Origin of the sequence: Limibacillus halophilus (assembly GCF_014191775.1) — a bacterium.
GTDB classification, from domain to species: domain Bacteria; phylum Pseudomonadota; class Alphaproteobacteria; order Kiloniellales; family CECT-8803; genus Limibacillus; species Limibacillus halophilus.
In genome coordinates, this window is the sequence record NZ_JACHXA010000001.1 from 291,266 (window position 1) to 312,882 (window position 21,617).

The window sequence follows — 21,617 nt, forward strand, 5'->3', positions numbered from 1 at the left end:
GTTTGCTGCATTACCTATGCGCCATGGCTATAGAGGCAAAAATTTGCGGTCTTAGGGATGCGGCTTCCGTGAACGCGGCGCTGAAGGGCGGCGCGCGTTACATCGGCTTCGTCTTCTATCCACCCAGCCCCCGCTCGATCACACCGGCAACGGCTGCCGAATTGGCCCGCCATGCTGCGGGTCGGGCGGGCTGCGTAGGGCTGTTTGTGGATCCGGACGATGATACTCTCGCCAGCATTACCCGCGCCGTTCCGCTGGATATGATTCAATTGCATGGCGATGAATCGCCGGCCCGCGTCGCCGACATTCGTGAGCGTTACGGCCGGCCCGTCATGAAGGCCCTGAAGATCTCAGTTCCCGAAGACCTCGCGGGCGTCGAGGCATACCTGCCGGTGGCCGACAGGCTGCTCTTCGATGCTAAGGCGCCAAAAGGCAAGGCCGATGCGCTTCCGGGAGGCAATGCCGTCGCCTTTGACTGGCGTATCCTGGCGGGTAAAAGCTGGTCGCGCCCCTGGATGCTGGCAGGCGGCATCAATCCGGAGAACCTAGCCGAGGCAGTTGAGGTTTCCGGCGCAAGGTCGGTTGATGTGTCGTCAGGGGTTGAAGTAAAACCCGGGCAGAAGGATCCGGAGCGCATCGCCCTCTTCCTACAAAAGGCCCGATCGCTTTGAATCCGGCCGTTTGATCGGCAACCGGCGGTAGCCTGCGTCTTGCAGCGGTCACCGTCTTGCGGCAGAGTGCGCCCGCGTGATCTAGGAAAGTTCGAGAACCATGTCTCATTCACCCAATACATTCCGCGCCGGCCCCGATGAACAGGGGCGCTTTGGCATCTTCGGCGGGCGTTTCGTCGCCGAAACTTTGATGCCGTTGATCTTGGAGGTCGAAAAGGCCTATCAGGCCGCCAAGGACGACGCCGGGTTCTGGGCCGAGTTCGAGTACTTCCTCAAGCATTATGTCGGGCGGCCCAGTCCTTTGTATTTCGCCGAGCGACTGACCGACCATCTGGGCGGCGCCAAGGTCTACTTCAAGCGCGATGAGCTCAATCACACCGGCGCGCACAAGATCAACAACTGCCTGGGCCAAATGCTGCTCGCCAAGCGCATGGGCAAAAAGCGCATTATTGCTGAAACCGGTGCCGGGCAGCATGGCGTGGCCACGGCCACCGTTTGCGCGCGCTTCGATCTGCCCTGCGTCGTCTACATGGGCGAGGAAGACATCAAGCGTCAGGCGCCCAACGTCTTTCGCATGAAGTTGCTAGGGGCCGAAGTCGTTCCTGTGAAATCGGGAACCCGGACCCTCAAGGATGCCATGAACGAAGCGCTGCGGGATTGGGTCGCAAACGTCGAGGACACATTCTACATCATCGGCACCGTGGCCGGTCCGCATCCCTATCCCGCGATGGTCCGTGATTTCCAGTCCGTGATCGGGCAGGAGGTACGCTGGCAGTTGGAAGAACAGGAAGGTGAGGGCCGCTTGCCTGATAGTCTGGTCGCAGCGATCGGCGGCGGATCCAATGCCATGGGCCTGTTTCATCCCTTCCTTGACGACCCGAGTGTTCAGATGTTCGGCGTGGAAGCGGCGGGCCTTGGATTGGAGACGCACAAGCACGCCGCGTCGCTGACGGGTGGACGGCCCGGGGTTCTGCACGGCAACCGAACCTATTTGCTGCAAAGCGAAGACGGACAGATCCTCGACGCACATTCGATCTCCGCCGGGCTCGACTATCCGGGCATCGGGCCCGAGCATTCCTGGTTGCATGAACAAGGGCGCGTCAAATACCTCGCCGTCACCGATCAGGAAGCGCTGGAGGCTTTCAAGCTATGTTCTGCGTTGGAGGGCATTCTGCCTGCTCTCGAGCCGGCACACGCCCTAGCCGTGGTTTCGAAGCTCGCCCCCGACCTAAGCAACGACCACATCATGGTGATGAATCTCTGCGGTCGCGGCGACAAGGATATCTTCAGTGTCGCAGAACACCTTGGCGTTAAGCTCTAGAGCGCAGGAAAGGGGCCAGACAGCTATGATCGAAAGCCATGCCGATTCCGGACGCCTGACCAAACGTTTCGCCAGCCTGGCGGCGGAGAATCGAGGCGGACTCGTGACGTTCATGACGGCCGGCGACCCGGACCTGCACACCGCGTCTGCCATTCTTGCAGGCCTGCCTGCGGCAGGCGCCGACGTCATTGAAATAGGCATGCCCTTTTCGGATCCTATGGCAGATGGCCCCGCCATTCAGGCTGCCGGCCTGCGTGCGCTCAAGGGCGGCATGACGCTTGCCAAGACCCTGGAAATGGTTCGCGGGTTTCGCAAGCAAGATCAGGAAACGCCTTTGGTCCTGATGGGCTACTACAATCCGATTTACGCCTACGGCAACGAACGCTTCTTGAAGGAAGCCAGAGAAAGCGGCGTGGACGGTCTTATTATTGTCGACCTTCCTCCTGAAGAGGATGCCGAGCTTTGTATTCCGGCGCTAAAAGCCGGTTTGAATTTTATCCGGCTGGCAACGCCGACAACCGACGAGAAGCGCCTGCCAAAGGTGATGCAGAACACCAGCGGGTTTGTTTACTATGTCTCGATCCTTGGGATTACCGGAACACACTCCGCCGCCGCCACGGATGTGGCCGAAGCGGTCGCCAGGTTGAAGCGGCATAGCGACCTGCCGGTCGCGGTTGGTTTTGGAATCAAAACCGCCGAGCAGGCGCGGGAGATAGCCCGCGTTGCCGATGCTGCGGTTGTCGGTTCCGCGTTGGTGGACTGCCTCAAGGCCACGCTCGACGAAGACGGCAAGGCACAGCCAGCTACGATCAATACTGTGCTAGACTTCGTCAAAGGTTTGGCCGCAGGCGTTCGGTCCGGCCGTTCGTAGACAAAAAGCGCAAAGCCGGGTGTCGGAAAGGCTTTAAGGGGTAGCATGAACTGGATCAACAACTACGTTCGCCCAAAGATTCGCGCGCTGGTGAAAAGCCGCGAGGTTCCTGACAATCTTTGGGATAAATGTCCAAGTTGCGGACAGATGATCTTCCATAAGGAACTGGAAAAGAACCTTCGCGTCTGCACCCATTGCAATCATCATTTGCGGCTCGCGGCAAAAGACCGCTTGGCGATGTTGTTTGATGACGGCGACTACACCCGGGTTGATCTGCCTAAGATAAATATAGATCCGTTGAAGTTCCGTGATCGTAAGAAATATAGCGACCGCCTGAAGGAATCGCAGAGCAAGACGGGTGAGCAGGATGCGATCCTCGTTGCACACGGCGAGGTCGCGGGCTTGCCGACCGTCATAGCTTGTTTCGACTTTTCCTTCATGGGTGGTTCGATGGGTATGGCCGTTGGCGAGGGATTGCTGACCGCGGCGCGCACGGCCGTTTCGCGAAAAGCCGCTTTGCTGGTGATACCGGCATCGGGCGGCGCGCGCATGCAGGAGGGAATTTTATCCCTGATGCAGATGCCAAGAAGCATCATCGCACTGGATCAGGTGAAAGAGGCGGGGCTTCCCTATATCGTGCTGTTGACCGACCCAACGACTGGCGGTGTTTCCGCTTCCTTTGCGATGCTGGGCGACATTACGCTTTCGGAACCAGGCGCCATTATCGGCTTTGCCGGTCGGCGCGTCATTGAAGAGACCATCCGCGAGCAGCTGCCTCCCGATTTCCAGACTGCCGAGTATCTTTTGGAACACGGGATGGTTGATCGGGTCGTGGATCGCCGTGAGCTCAAGGAAGATTTGGGCCGCGTCCTCTCTTTGTTGATGAAGCCGGAAAAGGCGTCACGTGCCGGGTCAGGTCAGAAAACTGCGAGCAAGTCGTCTTCTGAGGAAAAGAAGACGAAGGATTCCAATAAAGCGGCGCGCAGCGAGGCAGATCTTGAAGACGACGACGATTCCAAGTGACGTCATCCTTGAGCGGCTGCTCCATCTACATCCGAAGATAATCGATCTATCGCTTGGCAGATTGGAGCGCTTACTTACGCTTCTGGGGAATCCTGAGCGGTCGCTTCCTCCCGTCGTACATGTCGCCGGCACGAACGGTAAGGGCTCCTGCATCGCCTACCTACGCGCCATGGCGGAGACGGCGGGGCTGAGTGTCCATGTTTATAGCTCTCCGCATCTCGTTCGATTTCATGAGCGTATTCGCCTGGCCGGAAAGCTGATCGACGAGACACGGCTGTCGGACCTTTTGGAGCGTTGCGAGCAAGCCAATGGCGGTGAGCCGATTACGTTCTTTGAAATCACGACCGCAGCCGCCTTTCTCGCATTCTCGGAGGAGCCCGCAGACATCCTCCTGCTGGAAGTCGGCTTGGGTGGTCGGTTGGATGCGACCAACGTTGTGTCTCAGCCAGCGCTCTCCATCATTACCCCGGTATCCTTGGACCATATGCAATACCTGGGTACGACACTGGAAAGCATCGCCTTCGAGAAGGCCGGTATCCTAAAGCCGGGCATTCCCGCCGTGATTGGGCCACAGCCCGCGTTGGCGATGGAGACCATCGCGCGCCACGCAAAGACTATCGCCGCCCCACTGCATGCTTACGGTACCGATTGGAAGATCGAGTCTCACGGCGAAGGCTTGGTTTTTACCTGCAATGGCACTGAGGAGGTCGTACCGCGGCCCAACCTCTACGGTACACATCAGGCGGAGAATGCGGGTGTCGCGCTCATGGCTGCCCGGTTGCTGGAAAAGCAGGGATTTGAGATTTCAGCTTCAGCACGGGGACTTGGGCTGGTTTCAGCGGAGTGGCCCGCAAGGCTGCAGCATATAACGGCTGGGACCTTGGCTTCGCTGTTGCCTCACGGCTGGGAGCTATGGCTTGACGGTGGACACAATGAAAGCGCCGGGAAAGCTTTGGCCGCAACACTGGGCGCCTGGTCGGACAAGCCGCTTCACCTGATTTATGGAATGCTGAACACCAAGGCCGCCGGGGCCTTCCTAGCGCCTTTGGCAAAAAGCGCCCATAACCTGCAAGCAGTCGCGATTCCCGGCGAACCAAACTCGTTGAGCGCTGAAGAAGCGGCCACCTTCGCTAGGGAAGCGGGATTTGACGCCACGGCCTTCCCATCGGTCCCGGACGCGCTTCGGGCCCTCACCAAGGCCGCAGCAAACCGCTCCGAGCCGCCCGGCCGGGTTCTTATCTGCGGATCCCTATATCTGGCCGGACGTGTTCTGGCCCTGAACGAATTGCCGGACCTTTCGGCCTAAAAGTGATAACGCACCCCGGCGGTCCAGAAGGTAGAGCCGCTGTCGGTTCCGTTGTAGAGACCGAATACGCCCGACCGGTGGTGTAGGCGGAGGACCAGCTCGAGGTCCTTCTGGTCGGGCGGAGCGAAAGTGACTTCGGGCGAGAACATGTTCATCCAATGGGTTTTCTTGCCGCTGTTGCGGCTCTGCTCGTGATCCGAAATCTTGGTCGAATAGTTCGGGCCCCAGAAGGCAACGCCCAGCGTCGTATAAACGTAGTCGTTCCACGGAAAGCGGTCCCAGCGTGCAACGGCGGCCGCCCAGATTTCGGTCAGGTCCTCGTCCCCAAACCGCTGCGCAACGCCCGCCTCGACTTCAAACGAGAGGCCGAAGTCAAAACGATGAACTCGGTAGGATCCTGTTATTGCGACCAACCCCGTGTTCAACGCATCCGCACTGAAAGGGTCGTAGAACAACCGGGAGAAATTACCGTTCAAAAGCCGCCCCCCATAAACGGTAACGGCCATGGGCTTACTGATTGCGGGCGGCGTCGGCTTTTCCGGAGGAACCTGCGCGTGGACGGGTGCGCTTAGAAGCAACACCGCGAACATAACGAAAAAGCCTGTAAGGAGGACGCTAGGTCGCACTCCCCCACAACTCAAACTCTTAAAAAAAGACAAAATACAAAACCTCTCCCGGGAACACACTTCTTGGCCGCTGGTCCCAGATAATAAGGGAGCGGTTCTAAGCGGCCAATCCAGCCTAGTGCTAGAAAAGCTACCGAATAGAAACCCGAAAAGAGACGCTGCGTAAAGCAAATAGAGAGAAAGTAAGAACTGCTCCGACTAGTGCGCCCCCGGAGCAACAGATTGCACACAATTGCTCCGGGGATCTCGTCGAATGGTTAAAGACTAGGTTCGATCAGATGTTTTCCTCGACCCAAGCCAGCAACTGTTGTTTGGGAAGCGCGCCGACTTTGGTGGCGGCAACCTGACCATTCTTGAAAAGCATCAAGGTTGGAATCCCACGGACTCCGTACTTCTGCGGAGTTTGCGGATTGTCATCAATATTCAGCTTGGCAATCGTCACGGCGCCCTGCTTCTCTGCAGCGATCTCTTCGAGGGCCGGACCAATCGATTTGCAAGGCCCGCACCATTCGGCCCAGAAATCAACGATCACCGGACCTTCTGCTTTCAGAACGTCCTGATCGAAACTGGTATCGCTAATCTTCGTGGTGCTCATCTGGCACTCCTTTCTGGTGGGTCGTTCTTCTTATTGTCGGGCCTTGTTAGCGACCCGCCTCGCCTTCCATATAGAAATCCATACCCACGAGCGTCAAGGAGCGTGCTCGAGAAGTCTGGCTTGCGTTAATTGCATCAGACGCGGTCCTTCCGTCCAAAGCAACGCGCAGCGAACATCCTTGCTCGGGTAAATTTTTAGCAGCAATGCGCGGTAGCTCGCCATCTGGTGCAGGTAAACTCCCGGCACGTCGGCCTCGGTCTTGGCGGCGGGCCGGTTGGATTTATAGTCGATGATCAAGACTTCGCTATCCGTCACCACCAGCCTATCGATCCGCGCGGAAATGACATCATGCGTGCCATCCGATTTTTCGATACAGCCTGTGACCGGCACCTCCGCACGACTGCCAGGTCCAAAAACCGCCGCAAACGCCGGCGCGGCGATGACCGCCAGCGTCTCCGCCAGCAGCGCTTCGGCGTCTTCCGTCGACAGCCCGTGAAGCGGTTGTTGAAGGAAGGCCAGTCCACGCACCCGGCGTTGCTCTTCTGGCAAGTCGGGCAAGGTCTGCAACAGCCTATGCACCAGCAATCCGCGCTTGAAGCGACTTGTTTCGTCTGTGCCAAGCGGGGAGATTACCGCCGGTTCGATCTCGCTTGGACGCGAGGGCGCCAAAGGCCGTGACGGACTCGATTCCTTCTGAGGCTTCCGCAGCGCCCAATCTGGTAAAGCAACAGGACGACTTCTAACAGTGGTACCGGCGTCTGTCTTTGGCGCGCCCTGCTGGTCCGACGAGATCACAAGCCCGGGACCACGCCACCCATTCTCTCCCAGAAATTCAGAGAAATCGAACTCCTGTTGGACTGCGGGCGGGTCCATCGCCTCCAGGCCCGCTTTTACAAGATCATACCAGGGCTCTCGGCGATTGTTCTGCTTGCCCTTGTAGCCGCAAACGATAAGCCTGTCCTCGGCGCGGGTCATTGCCACGTAAAGCAAGCGACGACGCTCCTCCAGGGATTCGGTCTCTTTCTCCGCCAGGAGTGCAGCGCTGAGGGCGCTGCGTTGCTTGCTAGCGCCCGGCAATAGACAAAGTGGCGGTTCATTACCGCCCTTGGTCGCTCCCTCCAACCAAAGCAGGCTGCGATCATGCTTGTCGGACCCGAAGGTGTCCGGCAGGAAGACCACTGGCGCCTGCAGCCCCTTGGCCGCATGCACGGTCATGATTCTGACGACGCCTTGGGACTGTTCCAGATCGCGCTTGATTTCGCGCCCGTCGGCGTTCAGCCAGTGCAGCAGTCCCTGTAAGCTGGGAGCGTGTTGGCGACTGTACTCCAAAGCCAGCGCAAGAAACTCGTCCAGCGGGTCATTAGCCTCTGGCCCAAGGCGCGCAAGAATCTGTCGGCGCCCCTGATTCGCGCTCAAGAGGCCTTGATAGAGTTCGTAGGGATCGAGATGATCGACCTTTCCTAATTGCTCGGACAAAAACTCGAACGCGACCGCAAAGGCCGGATCGTCATCCTTGCGGGCCGCCAGCGCGCGCCATAGGCTGCCCTTACGCGCCCAACAAAGCTCGGCAAGCTGTTGCTCGTCAAAGTTCACTAACGGGCCTTTCAAGACCGTCGCCAGTGTCAAATCGTCCTCCGGCAACAGGAGGAAGTTGCCGAAAGCGACGAGATCCATGATCGGCAGCTGTTCCATGAGGCGCATTCGATCAACACCGGCCACCGGCACATCACGGGATTTCAGGGCGCGAACCAACTCTGAAACAAAAGCGTTGCGCCGCTGGACCAGAACCATGAAGTCGCCGGGGCGTAGTCGGCGATCGCGCGCTGCCAACCGACAAGCCGGATCCGATTTTCCAGCGGGGTCGCGGGTCCAATAGTGGATCTTCGCCGCGATCAGTTCGGCCAAGCGGGTACGGGGCAGTCTGCGCTCCTGCGGCACCAGAGGCGGAGCCCAGGGATCCAGGGGGGTTTCCTCTTCGGGTTCGACAGGTGGCCAGAGCTCGACGCTTCCCGCTTGACCCGCGCGATAGGCCTTATGAGGCCGCCATGTTTCGTCGAAACTGACGCCTTGTTCCATACCGTCCCGGTCGAACACGGCGTCAACCGCATCAAGGATCGGTTGGGTTGAGCGAAAGGACATATCCAACGTCAGGCTCGCAAACGGTCGCTCCGCCTCACGGGCACGCTGCTCGTAAGTTCGGTTCTTCTCGGAGAACAATCTGGGCGCAGCCCCCTGAAAGCCGAAGATCGATTGCTTCGGATCGCCGACGACAAATAGGCTGCGCGGCGGGAGCTCACCCGAGCTGCGATCTTCCGAAGCACCCATGCCCGTGAAGAACTCTTCGATCAATCCCTCAATTACCTGCCACTGCGGCGGGCTGGTATCCTGCGCTTCATCGACCAAGACATGATCAATGCCGCCGTCCAGCTTGTAATGAACCCAGGAAGAGACACCAGGGCGATCAAGCAGGTCGCGCACCAGCAGGATCATGTCGTCATAGTCCAGCGCAACGGCTGCGCGTTTGGCGCGCTGATAGGCTTCCGTCATGTGCCAGCCGAGCCTCAACAAAGCCGCTGTCTGCACGGCTTCTCCCAACGCTGCCGCCCGCTGTCGGACTGCTATCAGCCGAGCCGCTTCGGTCTGCGCCACCTCCAACAGCTCCGGATGAGCTTCATGGAGCGCCTTGGTCAGGAGACTCTTCCTGGGTTCTCCGTCCTTGGTGAGAAAAAGAGCGCAGTACCCGGCAAATGATTGCGGATCGAGATGCCCGCCGGCCAACCAGTCGGCAAGGGCAGCTCCCCGAGTCTGCTCCGATGGAGTGCCGCTGCCATAGGCTTCGGCGAGCCGGGTCAAGCCCGCCCGGTTAAAGTTACCCTCGGCGCCCGCCTCGGCCACCAACGCCTCTTGCGTGAGATCAGGCGTGAGGTCGAGACGCCGATAGATTTCGACCACGGCATGCTCCAGGCCGCCGAAGCCTTCCACCATTAAGCGGAGCCGGTCCTTATGGGATGTCACCCCCGACAACAGCTTGGCAAAATCCTCCTCACCCAACCCGCCCGCCAGGTAATGCAGCGCTTGGTGGAGGTCAAAAGCCCAGGGTTCAGACGCGGGCGCGGCGCGATAAACGGCCTCCAGCACCTCCTCGCGCGCACGCGCCAGCAGTTCCTGGGCGCTGCGTTCATCAAGCGCCTCGAAGTTCGGCGTAATCCCCGCCTCCAACGGAAAACGGCTCAGGATCGACTGGCAAAAGCTATGGATGGTCTGAATTTTAAGGCCGCCTGGGGCATCCAGCATCTGCGCAAAAAGACTGCGCGCCCTGGTCGTTTCCTCCGGGTGCGGAAACCGGCCCAGAAGCTTCTCCAATGACAGCTCAAGATCACCCAGCGATGCTGCCGTCCAGGAGGAAAGCCGACCCGCGATGCGCTTTTCCATTTCCGCTGCGGCGGCCTTGGTGAAGGTTAGACAAAGCAAGCGGGTCGGCGACGATCCAGCCAGCAATAGCCGTAAGACCCGATCACTCAGAACTTGGGTCTTGCCACTGCCGGCGGAGGCACCAACCCATACCGACAAACTTGGGTCAGCGCCCACTTTCTGGTTCGCGCTGGTCTTGTCGTAGGCTGCTTTCGTCGCGCCTTGGAGTGACTGGCTCATGCTAGCCTTCTCCACCGTCCGCGGCCCACTCTTTGATGCGGGCTAGATGGGCATAATCGTTGAAGCGCAGATCAAAGCCCGGCCGCGGTCGGGCCAGAAAAGGGCTGTCCGGATCAGCATATGCAAGCACAAATGAGGCCAGGCGCTGGCGCGTTTCGGCCACCAGGGCTTCGTCTATAGGGATCGATGTCTCGCTTCCCTTCGTCGCGCCGCCCGACAGATGCCAATAGGCCAGTTCTTCGACCTTTTGGCCCTGCAAGCCCGCGAAACCGTCGGCCTCTGCCATAATCGCCTCCAACAGAAGCTGCGGTGCACGTCCCTCCAAGACCTCTTTCTTGTTCGGTGGCGTCCCAGTCTTGTAGTCGAGAATCGCCAGGGAACCGTTTTTCAACGTCTCGATGCGGTCGGCCTTGCCGTACAACGAGAAACCGTCTGCTTCCTTGAGTTCAAGGCTCCCTCGCAGCTCTGCATGAATCCCCAGGGTTGCGGACCGCCGTTGCTTTTCCTGCTCAACAACCCATTCGAGGATGCGTTGCAATCGCGGTTCCCAGTAGGCCGCCAAAGCCGGCCTGCGCTGCAACTTGTCGAGGAGCAATCCCATCCGCTGCTCCAATTCCGCTTCCACATTCTCCGGAAGGGCCTTCGGATAATCTCTGGTGAAGCCTTCAAGAAGTTCGTGAATCAAGGTGCCGCGTTCTGCGGCGCCCGGCTCCGCATCAAGGTCGTCGAGCTTGCGCAATCCCAGCACAGAGCCCGCATAGAAGGCGTAAGGGTCGCGCAACCATCGTTCGATGGCCGTAACGGAAGCCTTGCGGGGTCTGCGCTCGGCGGGTGGTCTCGGCGCCGGCGGCGGCGCTGGCGTGACGCTTTCTGGGGCGTCCAACGCCTCGGCCCAGTTCAGCCATTGGGCAGCATCCCTGGTCAATAGGTCCGCAGGTACGTCCAAAGCCGCCAGCAAGGTATCCAACCGCAGCAGCCAGCGCGAGGGAACCGTCGGCGTCCCCCCGACGCGCTCGGAGCGGGTCAAAAAAACTTCCGAGGCGTTCATCGCCTGGGCGAAATCGTGCGCGGATAGCCCGATCGACTGGTCGGCGGACGGTAACCCGAAGGCTGCGCGCATGGGCCGGCTCATCCAGGGGCCCGGATCGGCATCCCCCGGCCAGGTCCCCTCGTTCAGGCCGCCCAGGATCAACCGATCCGCCCTTTGCAGGCGCGCTTCCATCGGGCCCCAGATAAACAATCGCGGGTGCAGGCCGTAACGCGGACGAACAGTCTGCCCCTGCAGCAGTGTATCGAAGACCTCCGCATAGTCCCTGACGCGCACCTCGCCGTAGAGGTGCGCGGCCTCCAGCATCTGGCGCAAGAAGGTCGCGGCGACCTCACCGTCATCGCCCTTCCAAAGTTGATCCGGCCCGCTTAGGTCGTCGCTGCGTGCCAAAGCCTCTGCCAAGGCCGTGTGATCCTTCAACAGGAGTTCAAGCGGCTGCTTGGCGGGGCGGACCCGTTGAATCGGCTCCAGAAGTTTGCAGAGCCCGGCAAACCAAGTCTCTAGCTTGCGAAGCTCGGCAATCTCCTTTTCGCCGCCCTCGGCAATCGCCAGAGCGAGAGCATCATCGAGCAAACCCTTTAGCTGCGGCAGGCTGGCCGCTGGGAGCGGTCCGCGCAACACCAGCCTCTCGAAGCTGCGAACGCGTTTGCGAAATCCAGCCGGTGCCATGCCCGCCGCGGCCCTGGGGTGCTTCAGCACCGCCAGAAGCAAAAGCGGCGACGGCCCCTCTGCCAGCAGACGTCCGACCAACCGCAGGTAAGCGCCGACTGGTGTGCCGCCGAGCGGCCGTCCTGCGGAATCATCGATCTTGATACCCCAACGATCCAGCTCCACCGCCACCCGCCGTGCCAGATCACGATCCGGCGTCACGAGCGCAGCCGTACGGCCCTCTTCCTCCAACACTTGACGCAAAGCCAATGCTGCCACTATCGCTTCTTCCCGAAGGCCGGGACAGTCGATGCGCTGGACGCGCGTGAAGGCGCGTCCGACATTCTCGGCTTCAAAGCGGACTCCCTTGTCAATCCAGCGGTGGGTCAGTTCCGCAGGGGAGAGGCTCAGGTTTACGACTTGGCTTCGCCCGTAAGGCTCACCACCCACGGAAGCACCGTTCCATACCTGTACGTCCGTACGTGCAACACCCAGCCCTTTCAAAAGCTTGGCCATTCCAAACTGCGGATGGCTTGGATCCTTGGATATGGTCTCCCATGTCTCGGCCTCACAATCGATGTCCAGACCCGGCAGCACGACCTCACCTTCCGGCAAGCCCTGGATCACTGACAGCAAATCGGCCGTCGCGGGAATGCTTCCCGTGGAACCCGCTGCGATGACGGGGTGCCGGGGTGGATTGCGGCGCCATGTTTTGGCTTGCCACTCAAGAAGGCGCCGTCTTCTTGCCGCCGCCCCGATGGAACCAGCTTCCTTTTCGATTTCCGGCCAGAACTGGGTTACGATCTCCAGGAACCGCAAGGTCGCCTGCCAATGATCCGCATGCTCCTCCGGCACCAATTGAGACAACCTCGAAAAATCGAGCCCTTCGGTCTCAACCTGATCCAGCAGGCGGCCAAGTTCTGCGGCCAACATTAGGTCTTGCGCGTCACTTCCACCGCTTTGGCCCCCACCAGCGATACCAGCACGCCAACGCGCAACAAGCCGCGCCAAATGGAACTGTCTAGCCAACGGCGACATGGCCGGTGGTAAAGTCGTTTCCGCCTCTGGATCAAGACCCAACGGGTCTGTCAGGGTCAACTCCTCCTCATCGAGATCGCCCAGCGGCAAAAGGCGGGGAAGTAAGCGTGGCCGGTTTTCGGAAACCCGGAGAAAGGCTTCCTGCAAGCTTCGACAGGCTCTGCGTGTCGGCAGCAGCAGCAAGACATCGGCAAGCCTTTCGGGGTGCTTCGCAAAGCGCGCGCTCAGCCCCAATGCCAGCGTGTCCGCAAAGGGCCGTTCTGGCGGCAGCGTGAAGACATTGGGGCGCGTTTTTTCGTCGCTCATGTCGTCCCTATCTGAGAACGATGGGAAAGTCTCGGGAATCAAACAGCTCCTCGGTTTCCTTCAGACTTCCAGGTGTGCCGATATGGAACCACTCGCCATCGTGACGCAGCCCAAACAGCGTCTCGGACTCCGCCGCACGATCATAGATTCGATTGAGCGAGAAGGGTCCTTCAGGAGCACCTTCGAACAGGCGCGGGTGTAGAATTTGAATGCCTGCAAAAACAAACGGCGCCACCTCCTCGGGCGAGCGGCGCAAAAGACGTCCGTCAGCCGCAAGAAAGAAATCACCCTTACCCTCATACCCGACCGCATAAGGTGTCGAGTGGACAAGCAGCAGCGCGTCCATTTGCCGAGCGTCCCAGGCATCGGCCAACCGGTGCAGCGCTTGCTGATAACCATTCAGCCACAGCACGTCGCCATTGATCACAAAAAACGGCTCGTCGCCCAATAGCGGCAGGGCCTTAGCGACACCGCCACCGGTTTCCAGGACTTCTTCACGCTCCCAAGAGAATCGAATCTTGGGTTTCTTGCGATCGCTTAGACGTTGCTCGATTTGCTCTCCGAGGTGGTGGAGGTTGATGACGGCCTCTTCGACACCGGCTTCGGCAAGGCGGTCGAGGATGCGTTCCAAAAGACTGCGACCTTGAACCGGCAGCAACGGTTTGGGAGTTTTGTCGGTCAAAGGGCGCATGCGTAGGCCGTACCCGGCCGCCAGAACCATTGCGCGCTTAGGCCTCATAGTCTCAATCTCCTTCGTGTTTTCTATCATTATCGGTTCATGCGCCTTCATCGAGGGAGGCCCAGCGATCCTTCCAGGTGTTGGCCCCATAGAGGCTGATCCGCCGACCGGCGGGAGCGCTCGTGGACGGCGCAACCTCCAGCAGAATCCGAAGGGCCGTCGTTGGCAACAATCCTGCCAACCGTTCAGGCCATTCGATGAGGCTGATACCGCTGGCCAACGCATCCTCAAAATCAAGCTCCCAGACCTCTTCCGCCTCCTCGATCCGATAAAGGTCAAAGTGCCATACAAGTCCGGGCTTGCGCTGATACTGCTGGACAAGGGTAAAGGTCGGGCTCGGCACCTCCTCTGCGCAGGGTTGCCCGGACTCGTCGGGCAATGCATTGATAAAGGCACGCGCCAGGGCCGTTTTCCCCGCACCCAGATCGCCGAAGAGCGCAAAGACATCACCAGGCGCCGCCAGGCGCGCCAACCGCTTTGCAAAGGCAACCGTCGCCGCTTCGTCGGGTAGCTGCTCTTGATGGATTGCGGTGTCGCTCGGATCGATCATAGCCTCTTTTATCCCTTGATCGGTGGCCCCTGCAATGAATAGGGAAGAAAGCCCAGGGCGACAGAGTCACGGTTGATGCCGCCGTGACAGCGCGACCTGTCGCCGCAAGACTTGCAAAGCCCTGAATCGCTCCGCATCCTAGCCTATCGCCTATCACCAGCATCGACTTTCGACCAGAAACAAAGGAACAGCCAGGATGAGCAACGTCCAGGAAGGTGAAGTCGCTATCATCGGCGCAGGACCGGTGGGCCTCTTCGCAGTGTTTGAACTGGGAATGCTCAAGATCACGGCGCATGTGATCGATGCTTTGGACGGTCCTGGCGGCCAATGCTCCGCTCTGTATCCGGAAAAACCGATCTACGATATTCCTGCCCACCCGGAGATCATGGCTGCCGATCTGATCGGAAAGCTAACCGAGCAGGCCACACCCTTCGCCCCCGTTTATCATTATGGGCAGCAAGTTGTGGGCCTGGAGCAGCAGACTGATGGTCGCTGGCTCCTGGAAACTTCCAAAGGGACTCGGCTTCTTGTCAAAGCCGTCATGATCGCTGGTGGCGTCGGGGCTTTCGGGCCGAATCGCCCCCCACTGGCGGGGATCGAGTGTTACGAGAACGCGGGGCCCGGACTGGGTGTGCGCTACATGGTCACCCAGCGCGAAAACTATCGCGGTAAGCGCATCGTGATTGCCGGCGGCGGCGATTCGGCCGTCGACTGGGCACTTTCCTTGGCCGAACTGGCCGAGAAGGTATATGTCGTCCACCGCCGCCCAAAGTTCCGGGCCGCGCCTGAGAGCGTTGCCCGTTTGAACCAACTCGCCGAACAAGGGTCAGTGGTTGAGATGGTCATCCCCTATCAGCTCCGAGGGCTCCAGGGCGATGGCAGTCTACTGGAAGCCGTGATCGTCGCGGATTTGGCGGGCAACGAACGCCGCTTGGATGCGGATGTCCTGCTGCCTTTCTTTGGTCTCTCGATGAACCTGGGCCCAATCGCCGACTGGGGCCTGGCGCTGGAGCACGGCCACATCACTGTGACGCCCGAAACCTGCCAGACCAACTTGCAGGGCGTCTACGCCATCGGCGATATCGCCGACTATCCTGGCAAGCTAAAATTGATCCTGTGCGGATTCTCAGAAGCCGCTATGGCCGCTCACGCAATCCGCAGCCAACTTCATCCAGATGAAGAGCTGCATTGGGAGTATTCAACGACCAAGGGCGTACCGGGCGAGTAACGCACGACAACCGGCGCAATCTCTTGCCTTTACTCCTGTGTTGCTTTCCAGGCCTCGTAACGCTTGCGGGTTTCCTCGTTCGGCGGATAAAGCCCGGGAAGTTTGGCGCCAGCCTTAACCTCGGAAAGCAACCAGGCTTCCAAGAGTTCCTGCTCCGCTCCGGCCTCGATAACCTGGGCAACCATTGCTTTGGGGATCAGCACGGCGCCATCGCCATCAGCCACGATCACATCGCCCGGAAAGATCGCAACACCGCCACAGGCTATCGGCTCCTGCCATCCAACAAAGGTCAGGCCCGCTATGGAAGGCGGCGCCGCAATGCCACGGCACCAGACAGCCAAACCGCTGCTGACCACGCCCTCGCCGTCGCGAAGTACACCGTCTGTCACAAGCGCGGCGACGCCGCGCACGGCCATGCGCGCGCAGAGGATATCGCCAAACACGCCCGCATCGTCGACGCCCATGGCATCGATCACCACGACGGCGCCGTCCGGCATCTCTTCGATCGCGGCGCGGGTCGAACGCGGGGACGACCAGCTTTCCGGCGTCGCCAAGTCCTCGCGCATCGGCACGAATCGCATCGTGAAGGCCTCACCGACAATGCGTCCTTGATCTTCCATCAAGGGCAACGGGCCGCGCAGGTAATTATTCCGCAAACCTTTTTTGAGCAGAACCGTCGTCAGGGTCGCTGTTGAAATGCGCGTCAACTGATCGCGCTGATCGGCTGTTAAGGTCACGGTCTCAGCCATTGCCACTCTCCCTGTGGTCCATGAAATTCAATGGCGCGACTTTGCAACAAAAGACCGCCGGTTGAAAGGCCGAGGATTCCCTCTGTCGTCTTATTCTTGCCCCTGGCCTGTTGGCCCCCTTTCCGCTAGACCTTGATGGCATGGCAAGACGTGATGATGATAAGAGCAAGGGCCGCCAAACGCGACGAACGACCGGGACTAAACGGCCCGGCGGCGGACGTTCCACGTCGCGTCGAGCGCCCCGAGCCTCTGAGCGCGGTCAGCCGCGAAAGAAGAGCAAACAAAAGCGCGGCTTGACGCTTGGCCGGGCGCTGCGCTGGCTGGTTGTGCTGGGCGTTTGGTGCGCTGTCGGCCTGGGTGGGTTGCTGGCTTACTATGCTTACGATCTTCCCGACGTGTCGCGGATGGCCGTGCTTGAGCGCCAGCCCGCCGTCACTCTGCTGGCAAGGGACGGCTCCATCCTGGCGGCCTCCGGCCAATTGACCGGCGAGGCTTTACGGGTCGAGGAACTCCCTCCGCACCTGCCTCAGGCCGTACTGGCGATCGAAGACCGGCGATTTTACGAACATCCAGGCCTGGATCTTCTGGGGCTGGCGCGCGCAATGTTGACGAACCTGCAGGCAGGGCGGCTTGTTCAAGGCGGCTCCACTATCTCCCAGCAGCTTGCCAAGAATCTGTTTCTCTCACCTGAGCGCTCCCTGAAGCGAAAGGTACAGGAGCTTATGCTCGCGTTCTGGCTGGAACGAAAGTTTTCCAAGGACCAGATTCTGACGCTTTATCTGAACCGCGTGTACCTGGGCGCAAGCGCATATGGCGTCGACGCTGCCGCACGCCGCTATTTCGGAAAATCCGCTACCGAGGTGACGCTTTATGAGTCGGCAATGTTGGCGGGACTACTCAAAGCGCCCTCTCGATTGTCGCCGACCAGCGATGCCGGCGCGGCGGATGCTCGGACAAAAGTCGTTCTGAATGCGATGGTCGAGGCCGGGTTCATCACCCAGGCCGAAGCGGTCGAAGCCCACAAGAACAAAAGCCGCAAACTTTCACGCCAAAGTCTGCGCGCACGCTATTTCACCGATTGGGTCATTGGCGAGGTGCGTAATTTTGTTGGTTTCCCCGACCGCGACCTGATCGTGCAAACGACGCTGGACCCACGGCTACAGGGCCTGGCGGAACGCGCTGTGGAGAGTGCTTTAAAGGGAGTTGGTGGTGATCGCGGGGTCCAGCAGGCCGCATTGGTTTCGCTGACGCCAGATGGCGCCGTCAGGGCAATGGTTGGCGGCCGCGATTATCAGGAAAGTCAGTTCAACCGAGCGACCCAAGCCCTGCGTCAGCCAGGGTCTGCCTTTAAGACCTTTGTGTTTCTTGCCGCCTTCGAGAAGGGGTGGCACCCGGACGCGCAGATCCTCGACGCGCCGGTGACCATCGGCAAATGGTCGCCGGAGAACTACGACGAGCGGTATCGCGGCGAAATCACCTTGAGAGAGGCCTATGCCTTGTCGCTGAATACGGCAACCGTCCGCCTTTCCCAGGCCGTTGGCGTGCGCAATGTGGCTGCCCAGGCCCAGAAAATGGGCATAACCACACCCTTGACCAGCGACGCGTCACTGGCGCTTGGAACGTCAGAGGTAACACTTATCGAGTTGACAGGCGCCTATGCTGCGCTGGCAAACAATGGGTTTGGAGCGTGGGCGTACGGTATTGTCGAGGTGCGTGACACAAACGGCCACGTTCTTTTCAGGCATGATGAGCAACCAACCGAGCGCTTGATCGACGAGCAAGCCTTAGCCAAAGCGGCCGATGTCATGCGGGCAACCGTCGAATGGGGTACGGGCAAGGCCGCACGGATAGACCGACCGGTCGCCGGAAAAACTGGGACCAGTCAGGATTTCCGTGACGCTTGGTTCATCGGCTATACGCGCGATCTCGTGACCGGTGTTTGGTTCGGCAACGACGACGGCAAGCCGATGAAGCGGGTTTCAGGGGGCAGCCTGCCTGCGACAACCTGGGCAGCCTTTATGAGGCCCGCATCCGAGGGGGCGCCGGGCGGCGCACTGCCGGGCAGCGAAATCGCTATTGCGCCTTCTGCGCCAAGCGCCCGGGACGACCAATCCGACGACTCAAGCGTCGGCGGTTTCATCGGCCGTTTGCTACAGGATCTGAGAGGCGGGTCCGCGGGAGCCAAGAGCAGCAACAACTCAGGATCCAGTGTTTCGCGGGAGAACAAGACTTTCGGCAAGACGCCGGATCGCTAAAGAATCCGGCACAACCTCTTGAATGCTGCAGCGCGGCAACTGGACTTGCGCGCGCTTTTAAGTATGTTATCGAGCAGATGAACCGACGCGCCACCCTGGCGTGCGTGTGCTGTCCCTCTCTTTACAAGAGCCCGTGGCACTCTCACGTCTTGGAACGCAGCCAAGAGAAGGGAGTTTCCTCCGTGAAGTTAGGTCAGGATAGCCTCAAAACCCGCCGCAATCTTTCGGTCGAGGGACAGTCGTACGAATATTACAGCCTTCCGGCGGCCGCCGAGGCTGGACTTGGCGACCTATCCCGTTTGCCGTATTCGCTCAAGGTATTGCTTGAGAACCTTTTGAGGTTCGAGGATGGCGATAGTGTCAGTGTCGATGACATCAAGGCGCTGGCTGCCCGTGTACAGGGCGGCAGCCCGGATGATCGCGAAATCGCCTACCGACCGGCGCGCGTGTTGATGCAGGACTTCACCGGCGTCCCCGCCGTGGTGGACTTGGCGGCAATGCGCGAAGCGATGGTGGGCCTGGGTGGCGACCCCCGAAAAATCAACCCGCTTTCGCCGGTCGATCTGGTCATCGACCACTCTGTGATGGTTGATTATTTCGGCGGTGCGGGCGCTTTTGAAAAGAACGTCGAACGCGAGTTCGAGCGAAACCAGGAACGGTATGCGTTCCTGCGCTGGGGCCAGAAAGCTTTCGATAACTTCTCGGTTGTTCCCCCAGGCACCGGTATTTGCCACCAGGTGAACCTCGAATACATCGCGCAAGCCGTCTGGACGAGTAAGATTGACGGCAAGAATATCGCCTATCCCGATACTCTGGTGGGCACGGACAGCCACACGACCATGGTTAACGGGCTGGGTGTCTTGGGCTGGGGCGTCGGTGGTATCGAGGCAGAAGCCGCCATGCTCGGACAGCCGGTAACCATGCTGATCCCCGACGTCGTTGGTTTCAAGCTGTCCGGCGAGTTGAAGGAAGGCACAACGGCCACCGATCTAGTGCTCACCTGCACGGAGATGCTGCGCAAAAAGGGCGTCGTCGGTAAGTTCGTCGAGTTCTACGGTCCCGGCCTCAAGCATTTGACCCTGGCCGACCGCGCCACGCTTGGCAACATGTCGCCGGAGTTTGGTTCAACCTGCGCTATCTTCCCGATCGACGCCGAGACGCTTCGGTATCTTGATTTCACCGGCCGCGACAAGGCGCGGGTAAAGTTGGTTGAGGCCTATGCCAAAGCGCAGGGAATGTGGCACGACGAAAGCACGCCCGACCCTGTCTTTAGCGATAGCCTAAGCTTGGATATCTCGACCGTGGAGCCCGCGCTGGCGGGACCGAAGCGGCCACAAGACCGGATAGCGCTCTCGGCCGCCTCCGGGGCCTTTTCCCGGTATGTGGCGAAGGATCGCGGCGTTGATCCCGTCGGCGCGCAAGGAACTTTCGCGGCTGAAAGCCCGTCGGCGGCCGAGCATTCCGCTGACGGTTTCTGGCGAAGCTCAGCGGTCGCGGACGAAGCCTACACTCTGGACGACGGCGCCGTGGTCATCGCCGCCATCACCTCCTGCACGAATACATCCAATCCAAGCGTCATGGTCGGTGCGGGTCTATTGGCACGCAAGGCCTTGGCCAAGGGCCTCCAGGTTAAGCCTTGGGTGAAGACCTCGTTGGCGCCCGGATCTCAGGTGGTCAGCGACTACTTGGAGAAAGCCGGTTTGCAGACCGATCTCGATGGGTTGGGATTCAACCTGGTCGGCTATGGCTGCACCACCTGCATCGGCAACTCCGGGCCCTTGCCGGAGAAGATTTCCGCCGCTGTCGAGGCGGGCGATTTGACGGTTTGTTCGGTTCTGTCGGGCAACCGGAACTTCGAAGGGCGCATCAACCCGCACTGCCGGGCAAACTATTTGGCGTCGCCGCCCCTGGTCGTGGCCTATGCCCTCGCGGGTTCAATGAAGGCGGACCTTCTGAATGATCCGCTGGGTACGGACAAGGAGGGCAACCCCGTCTTCCTGAAGGATATTTGGCCGTCAAATAAGGAAATTCACGAGACGATGGAAAAATCCTTGTCTCGCGAGATGTTCGAATCCCGCTATGCCAACGTTTATGAGGGGCCCGAACAGTGGCGTTCTATCGCCACCTCGACCGGCGAAACCTTTGATTGGGATCCCGGCAGCACCTATGTCGCCTATCCGCCGTTTTTTGAAGGCATGGGTGCGGACCCCGATCCGATCCAGGATATCAAGGGCGCGCGGCCCCTTGCCATTCTTGGCGATTCAGTCACGACCGACCACATCTCACCGGCGGGCTCCATCAAGAAGGACGGTCCTACGGGCGAGTATCTTTTGGCCAATCAGGTTCGGCCGGCGGAGTTCAACTCCTATGGCGCCCGACGCGGCAACCATGAAGTGATGATGCGCGGCACCTTTGCGAATATCCGCATTCGCAATGAGATGGTGCCGGGTGTCGAGGGCGGCTATACCATGTACGTGCCGACCGGCGAGCAGCGGGCAATTTACGATGCCGCCATGGATTACGCCCAGGAAGGCACGCCGCTGGTGATCGTCGCGGGACAGGAGTATGGCACCGGGTCCTCTCGAGACTGGGCCGCAAAGGGCACCCGCCTGTTGGGCGTCAAGGCTGTCATCGCCGAATCCTTCGAGCGCATTCATCGCTCAAACCTTGTTGGCATGGGCGTCTTGCCGCTGCAGTTCAAGGAAGGCCAGAATCGCCATACCTTGAAGTTGACCGGCGAGGAGACTTTCGATTTCACCGGTATCGAAGGAGGCATCACGCCACGCCAGGATATCGCCTGCACGCTGCATCGCCCCGACGGCAGCAAGGAAGAGGTTGTCTTCACCTGCCGGATCGACACTGCAGGCGAGGTCGAATATTACGCGAACGGCGGGATCCTGCACTACGTGCTCCGGAACCTCGCCAAGTCGGCGTGATTGTAACTATTTGATATTACGAGAAAAATTGCCGCACTCCCACCGGGGGGTGCGGC

Annotated in this window: 15 protein-coding genes; 8 read left to right on the plus strand and 7 right to left on the minus strand. The window is 59.9% G+C overall.

The features are described from left to right. Window positions 1–23: 23 nt before the first annotated feature. The 5 genes from FHR98_RS01360 (at window position 24) to FHR98_RS01380 (ending at window position 5,192) form a co-directional block, all read left to right on the plus strand. Complete coding sequence (locus FHR98_RS01360; RefSeq protein ID WP_183415170.1) at window positions 24–671, plus strand: phosphoribosylanthranilate isomerase; 648 nt, start codon at window positions 24–26, stop codon at window positions 669–671. Between the two features lie 100 nt (window positions 672–771). Next, window positions 772–1,992, plus strand: coding sequence for a tryptophan synthase subunit beta (gene trpB, locus FHR98_RS01365; RefSeq protein ID WP_183414829.1), 1,221 nt, complete (start codon window positions 772–774; stop codon window positions 1,990–1,992). A 25-nt stretch (window positions 1,993–2,017) separates the two neighbouring features. After that, window positions 2,018–2,863, plus strand: a complete 846-nt coding sequence (gene trpA, locus FHR98_RS01370) for a tryptophan synthase subunit alpha (protein WP_183414830.1) — start codon at window positions 2,018–2,020, stop codon at window positions 2,861–2,863. A 45-nt stretch (window positions 2,864–2,908) separates the two neighbouring features. After that, a complete protein-coding gene (accD, locus tag FHR98_RS01375; protein WP_183414831.1) occupies window positions 2,909–3,886 on the plus strand; it encodes an acetyl-CoA carboxylase, carboxyltransferase subunit beta in 978 nt (325 codons plus the stop codon). Then, the gene (locus FHR98_RS01380) at window positions 3,861–5,192 is read left to right on the plus strand and encodes a bifunctional folylpolyglutamate synthase/dihydrofolate synthase (RefSeq protein ID WP_221205666.1); all 1,332 of its coding nucleotides are present in this window, start codon (window positions 3,861–3,863) and stop codon (window positions 5,190–5,192) included. The genes accD and FHR98_RS01380 overlap by 26 nt, the downstream gene beginning before the upstream one ends. Here FHR98_RS01380 and FHR98_RS01385 read toward each other — a convergent pair. The 6 genes from FHR98_RS01385 to tsaE form a co-directional block, all read right to left on the minus strand. Then, the gene (locus FHR98_RS01385; RefSeq protein ID WP_183414832.1) at window positions 5,189–5,782 is read right to left on the minus strand and encodes a hypothetical protein; all 594 of its coding nucleotides are present in this window, start codon (window positions 5,780–5,782) and stop codon (window positions 5,189–5,191) included. The two genes, FHR98_RS01380 and FHR98_RS01385, sit on opposite strands and share 4 nt — an antisense overlap. A 310-nt stretch (window positions 5,783–6,092) precedes the next feature. After that, entirely contained in the window at window positions 6,093–6,413 is a 321-nt protein-coding gene (gene trxA / locus FHR98_RS01390) for a thioredoxin TrxA (protein ID WP_183414833.1), read from the minus strand. A gap of 93 nt (window positions 6,414–6,506) precedes the next feature. Beyond that, window positions 6,507–10,064 carry a double-strand break repair helicase AddA gene (gene addA, locus FHR98_RS01395; RefSeq protein WP_183414834.1) on the minus strand — a complete coding sequence of 1,186 codons (3,558 nt, stop codon included), beginning with the start codon at window positions 10,062–10,064 and terminating at the stop codon, window positions 6,507–6,509. Between the two features lies 1 nt (window position 10,065). Beyond that, the gene (gene addB / locus FHR98_RS01400) at window positions 10,066–13,104 is read right to left on the minus strand and encodes a double-strand break repair protein AddB (protein WP_183414835.1); all 3,039 of its coding nucleotides are present in this window, start codon (window positions 13,102–13,104) and stop codon (window positions 10,066–10,068) included. A gap of 7 nt (window positions 13,105–13,111) precedes the next feature. Next, window positions 13,112–13,843: a nucleotidyltransferase family protein gene (locus FHR98_RS01405; RefSeq protein WP_246377299.1), complete on the minus strand. Its 732-nt coding sequence runs from the start codon at window positions 13,841–13,843 to the stop codon at window positions 13,112–13,114. A 37-nt stretch (window positions 13,844–13,880) separates the two neighbouring features. Beyond that, a complete protein-coding gene (gene tsaE, locus FHR98_RS01410) occupies window positions 13,881–14,393 on the minus strand; it encodes a tRNA (adenosine(37)-N6)-threonylcarbamoyltransferase complex ATPase subunit type 1 TsaE (protein WP_183414837.1) in 513 nt (170 codons plus the stop codon). Between the two features lie 196 nt (window positions 14,394–14,589). Here tsaE and FHR98_RS01415 point away from each other — a divergent pair, with 196 nt between their 5' ends. Beyond that, complete coding sequence (locus FHR98_RS01415) at window positions 14,590–15,621, plus strand: NAD(P)/FAD-dependent oxidoreductase (RefSeq protein ID WP_183414838.1); 1,032 nt, start codon at window positions 14,590–14,592, stop codon at window positions 15,619–15,621. Between the two features lie 29 nt (window positions 15,622–15,650). Here the strand turns inward: FHR98_RS01415 and FHR98_RS01420 are convergent, their stop codons facing one another. Further along, window positions 15,651–16,370 carry a ribonuclease activity regulator RraA gene (locus tag FHR98_RS01420; protein WP_183414839.1) on the minus strand — a complete coding sequence of 240 codons (720 nt, stop codon included), beginning with the start codon at window positions 16,368–16,370 and terminating at the stop codon, window positions 15,651–15,653. Between the two features lie 140 nt (window positions 16,371–16,510). On the opposite strand from FHR98_RS01420, the gene FHR98_RS01425 reads away from it, so the two are divergent. Together FHR98_RS01425 and acnA are read left to right on the plus strand one after the other, a co-directional pair. Beyond that, complete coding sequence (locus FHR98_RS01425; protein WP_183414840.1) at window positions 16,511–18,625, plus strand: transglycosylase domain-containing protein; 2,115 nt, start codon at window positions 16,511–16,513, stop codon at window positions 18,623–18,625. A gap of 182 nt (window positions 18,626–18,807) precedes the next feature. Then, a complete protein-coding gene (gene acnA, locus FHR98_RS01430; RefSeq protein ID WP_322091200.1) occupies window positions 18,808–21,561 on the plus strand; it encodes an aconitate hydratase AcnA in 2,754 nt (917 codons plus the stop codon). The last annotated feature ends 56 nt before the right edge of the window (window positions 21,562–21,617 follow it).